The 4,566-nt window shown below is 72.3% G+C and carries 5 protein-coding genes; 2 read left to right on the forward strand and 3 right to left on the reverse strand.

The window, feature by feature from the left end:
• The coding region (locus EYA84_RS27175; protein WP_131056609.1) for a hypothetical protein at window positions 1–289 on the forward strand (289 nt) is incomplete at its 5' end.
• A 27-nt stretch (window positions 290–316) separates the two neighbouring features.
• Here the strand turns inward: EYA84_RS27175 and EYA84_RS27180 are convergent.
• From EYA84_RS27180 to EYA84_RS27190, 3 genes are read right to left on the reverse strand one after another with little or no spacing between them, the layout of a single operon-like run.
• The gene (locus EYA84_RS27180) at window positions 317–1,564 is read right to left on the reverse strand and encodes a glycosyltransferase family 4 protein (protein WP_201272488.1); all 1,248 of its coding nucleotides are present in this window, start codon (window positions 1,562–1,564) and stop codon (window positions 317–319) included.
• Window positions 1,561–2,490, reverse strand: coding sequence for an NAD(P)-dependent oxidoreductase (locus EYA84_RS27185; protein WP_131056610.1), 930 nt, complete (start codon window positions 2,488–2,490; stop codon window positions 1,561–1,563). Before EYA84_RS27185 ends, EYA84_RS27180 begins: the two co-directional genes overlap by 4 nt.
• Window positions 2,487–3,227: a sugar transferase gene (locus tag EYA84_RS27190; RefSeq protein WP_131056611.1), complete on the reverse strand. Its 741-nt coding sequence runs from the start codon at window positions 3,225–3,227 to the stop codon at window positions 2,487–2,489. Before EYA84_RS27190 ends, EYA84_RS27185 begins: the two co-directional genes overlap by 4 nt.
• A gap of 242 nt (window positions 3,228–3,469) precedes the next feature.
• Between EYA84_RS27190 and EYA84_RS27195 the strand changes: the two genes are divergently transcribed.
• Window positions 3,470–4,513, forward strand: a complete 1,044-nt coding sequence (locus EYA84_RS27195; RefSeq protein WP_131056612.1) for a polysaccharide biosynthesis protein — start codon at window positions 3,470–3,472, stop codon at window positions 4,511–4,513.
• The last annotated feature ends 53 nt before the right edge of the window (window positions 4,514–4,566 follow it).

Here is a 4,566-nt window from a genome sequence, read left to right on the forward strand (position 1 = left end):
CGGCCTGCGCCCGGAGCGGCTGCGGGTGACGTCGTACGACGGGCGGCACCGCTACCGCACCGGGCTGACCGGCTGGTACGTCGACCGGGGCCGCTCGCGGGCGGTGGACACCAGGGGGAACTTCTATCTGCTGACCGTGCCGAACAGTCTGCGTGCGCTGCTGTTCGGCACGGTCTGCCCGCCGGTCCCACCGCCGCTGGTGGTCGGCCGGGGTGGCCGTGACGGCGAGTCTCTGCCCCTGGCGGAACTGCTCGACCGGCGCCTAGACGCCGGTGACGACTGGCCCTGACGCTCCTCGCCGCCGACGCCGACCCTCTCAGCGTCGGTGGGTGTCGACCACCTCGGAGAGCGCCCGCTCCACCCGCTCGGCGCCGGCGGAGACCGAGAAGACCCGCTCGTAGTGCTGCCGACCGGCCTGCCCGAGCAGGTCGAGCTTCTCCCGGCCCAGGCCGCAGAGTTCGCGCAGCGCGGCGGCGATCGAGTCGGGGTCGCCAGGCCGGGCGGTGATCCCGGCTCCGCTGTCGCGGGCCACGTCGGCGGCGTCGCCCTCGGCGGCCACCAGCAGCGCCCGTCCGGCGGCCAGGGTGGCCTGCACCTTGCTCGGCATGGTGTACGCCGACATGCCGCCCGGCCGCAGGCTGACGTAGTGCGCGTCGCCGGTGGCCATCAGGGCGGGCATCCGTTCCCGGGGCAGTTGCCCGAGGAAGCGCACGTGGGCCGCGCCCAGCTCGTCGGCCCGGTGGCGCAGCCGTTCCTCGGTGGTGCCGGAGCCGGCGATCAGGCAGACCAGCCGGGGATCGGTCACCCGGGCGCAGGCGTCGACGAGCGAGTCGAGCCCCTGCGCCTCGCCGAGCGCACCGGCGTACACCAGGACCACCTGGTCGGGTCGCAGGCCTAGCTCCGCGCGCAGGTCACCGGCGCGGGGCCGGGGCGTCTCGTCGGCCCACATCGGGATGTGCCGCAGCTTCTCCCGGGGTACGCCACGACCGGCGAGCAGGTCCACGGCGCCGGGCGAGACACAGGCGACGCGGGCGGCGCTGCGGTACATCGCGTCGCACCAGCCGGCCATGCCCCGCTCGACGGTCCGGGACAGCCTCCCGGTGCCGAGGAAGCCGCTGGCCACCACGCTGTCCGGCCAGAGGTCGAGGACGTGCAGCAGCACGGGCACCCGGTGCGCGTACCGGGCGAACCACATCGGGAGCGCGACGCTGATCGGCGAGTTGCCCACCCAGAGCGCGTCCAGCCCGCGCAGCACCGGCGTGCCGGAGGCCAGCGCGGAGACCGCGAAGGAGCCGTAGTTGGCCACCCGGCGCAGCGCGGAACGGTCGTGGCTCGGATAGAGCGCGACCCGCCGGATCCTGGTCGCGCCGACGGTCTCGTCCCGGCGGCGGGCCATCCGGTAGCCAGGGGCCAGCCGCCCGGTCGGGTAGTTGGGGAAGCCGGTGAGCACCTGCACCTCGTGCCCCCGGCCGGCGAGGGCGGTGGCGAGCATCCCGGGCAGTGCGGCCGGGCCGGGCTCCGGGTCGAACCATTGCGTGAGCAGGCCGATCCGCATGTGCCTCATCCCGTCTCCACCTGGGCCAGCGGGCGTACCGGCGGCGCGGCACCGTCGGTGCGCCACAGCGCGGTCAGCGACTCGCGCAGGTCGTACGCGGGCGCCCAGCCGAGCACCCGCCCGGCACGTGTGGTGTCCGCGCACATCCACGGCACGGTGGCGGAGCGCCCGGCGTCGGCGGCGAAGCCGCCGTCCCGGATGTCACCGGTGAACCCGGCCACCTCGGCCAGCAGGCGGACCACGTCGCGGACGGCCACCGCCCGGCCACTGCCGACGTTGACGACGCGGTCGGTCGTGGGCGCGCTGCGTGCCGCCGCCAGGACCGCCGACGCCACGTCCCGCACGTCGACGAAGTCGCGGTACGTGTCGTGCAGGCCCAGCGCGATCCCGTCGTCCCCGGCGGCGTGCGCCGACCTGATCATCCCGGTGACCCGACCGAGCACGTTGCCTGCGGGGATGCCGGGTCCGACCGGGTTGAAGACCCGCAGCACGACCGTGTCGACCCGGCCGGCCGCACCGGCCAGTTCCGCCAGCCGGGTCGCGGTCAGGTGACTGAGCCCGTACTCGCTGACCGGCGCGCACGGGTGGTCCTCGGACACCGCGAGGCCGTACGGCACGGCACCGTACTCGGCGGCCGACCCGATCCGGACCAGCCGGGCCGCCGGTACGGCCTCGGCCATCGCCTCGACGAGCTTGGCAGTGGCCAGCACGTGTGCGCGCACGAAGTCGTACCCGGAGCCGACGATCCGGCCGGCGGCGGACACCACCACGTCGGGCCGTTCCCGGGCCAGCAGCGCGATCAGCGCCGGCAGCTCGATGCGGACCAGGTCGCAGGCCATCCGGTCGGGCGCCCGGACGTCGGCGTGCGCGGCGAGCAGGGCCCGGACGTGCCGCCCGAGGAACCCGCCGGCACCGAGCAGCAGGACCCGGTTCATCGGCGGTACGCGGGATCCGCCTCGGAGACCGACGACTGTGGTGGATTGCCGGTGAACTCGTGCCAGGTGGCCGCCCCCGGCGCGGAGATGCCCTGGCGGCTTGCCACCACCCAGACGGTGGCCAGCACGATCTTCAGGTCCAGCAGGAAGGAGCACCGGTCGACGTACTCGACGTCGTGGGCGAACTTGGCCTGCCACTCCAGCGCGTTGCGGCCACGGACCTGCGCGAGCCCGGTGATGCCGGGCCGTACGTCGTGCCGGCGGGCCTGCTCCGGGCTGTAGAGGTCGAGGTACTGCACCAGGTGCGGGCGGGGGCCGACGACGCTCATCTCGCCCCGCAGCACGTTCCAGAACTCCGGCAGTTCGTCCAGGCTGCTGGCCCGCAGCCAGCGGCCGACCCGGGTCAGGCGTTGCGCGTCGGTGACCAGCCCCCGGTCCGGGTCGGGGTGCCGCATGGTCCGGAACTTGACCATCTCGAACAGCTCGCCGTGCAGGCCGGGACGCTTGTGCCGGAACAGCACCGGCCGACCGTGGGCGATCAGCACCACGAGGGCCACCAGGGCCATCAACGGTGCGCCCAGGACCAGGACGAGGAGGGCGCCCACGACGTCGAGCAGCCGCTTCCACCGGTCGTAGGGTCGCCGGAGCGCCGGGTCCTCGGCGATTCCGCGCCGGTCGCTGGCCTCGCCGGGAGCCCCGGCACGCGTGTGCGTCGCATGGAGAGCAACTTTTGGCATGCGATACGCATATCATTCTCCACTGCACCGGATCGCGCTTTCACATTTTGTGGCGCGCGGTTCGGACCGTACGGTGGAATGAATGGCGCTCGCTTTTATCCACCCACTCCGGAAATCCGAACGAGACTCCTTTTCAAATTCGGTAAAGCCGACCCGGACCAGTTCGTGAATCGGTATGTTCGCCGGTGGATGCTGTCCCGACTCACCGCGGAACACTCGACAGGGAACAGGCAGGGCCAGATGTGATTTCCTCGCTTTCGGACAGGCGATTTCTGATTACCGGTGGCACCGGGTCATTCGGCCAGACGATGGTCTCCCGGCTGCTCGACGCCGGCGCCACCGAGGTACGGGTCCTCAGCCGCGACGAATCCAAGCAGGACGCGATGCGGCACCGTCTGCGCGACGACCGGGTCCGCTACTACGTGGGTGACGTCCGCGACTACGACAGTGTGCTCAAGGCTGCCCGGGGCATGGAGTTCGTCTTCCACGCCGCCGCCCTGAAGCAGGTCCCGTCCTGCGAGTTCTTTCCGCTGGAGGCGCTGCGCACGAACGTGCTCGGCAGCGCGAACGTGGTCGAGGCCTGCGAACGGGTCGGCGTCGAGACGCTGGTGCTGCTCAGCACCGACAAGGCCGTCTACCCGGTGAACGCGATGGGGATGACCAAGGCCCTGATGGAGAAGGTGGCCCAGGCGCACGCCCGGAACAACGCACAGGCCCGGACCCGGGTCTGCTGTGTGCGCTACGGCAACGTGATGTACTCGCGCGGCTCGGTCATCCCGCTGTTCATCGAGCAGATCCGCCGGGGCGCGCTGCCGACCGTCACCGAACCGTCGATGACCCGCTTCCTGATGTCGTTGGCGCAGTCGGTCGACCTGGTCGAGCACGCCTTCCGCCACGGACAGCCGGGCGACGTGTTCATCCGCAAGGCCGACGCCTGCACCATCGGCGACCTGGCCACCGCCCTGTGCAACCTGTTCGGGGTGCCCGCCAAGTTCGACGTGCTCGGCATCCGGCACGGGGAGAAGCTCTACGAGACCCTGGCCAGCCGGGAGGAACTCGCCCACGCCGAGGACCTGGGGGAATTCCTCCGGGTGCCGGTGGACAGCCGCGACCTGAACTACGCCCTCTATTTCGAGGAGGGCAACGTCGAGCGGGGCGCGCTGGCCGACTTCCACTCGCACAACGCCCGCCGGCTCTCCGTACCGGAGATCGAGGCGCTGTTGCGGACCCTGCCCGAGGTACGGGCGCAGCTCGAGGCCGCGGCGGCCGCCGTCGTACCCGCATGACCGAGCGGCGCGGTGCCGACCCGGTCGCGGGCGGCGGCGCGACGGAACGGGTG

The sequence above is a fragment of the Verrucosispora sp. SN26_14.1 genome (assembly GCF_004307965.1).
GTDB lineage: Bacteria > Actinomycetota > Actinomycetes > Mycobacteriales > Micromonosporaceae > Micromonospora.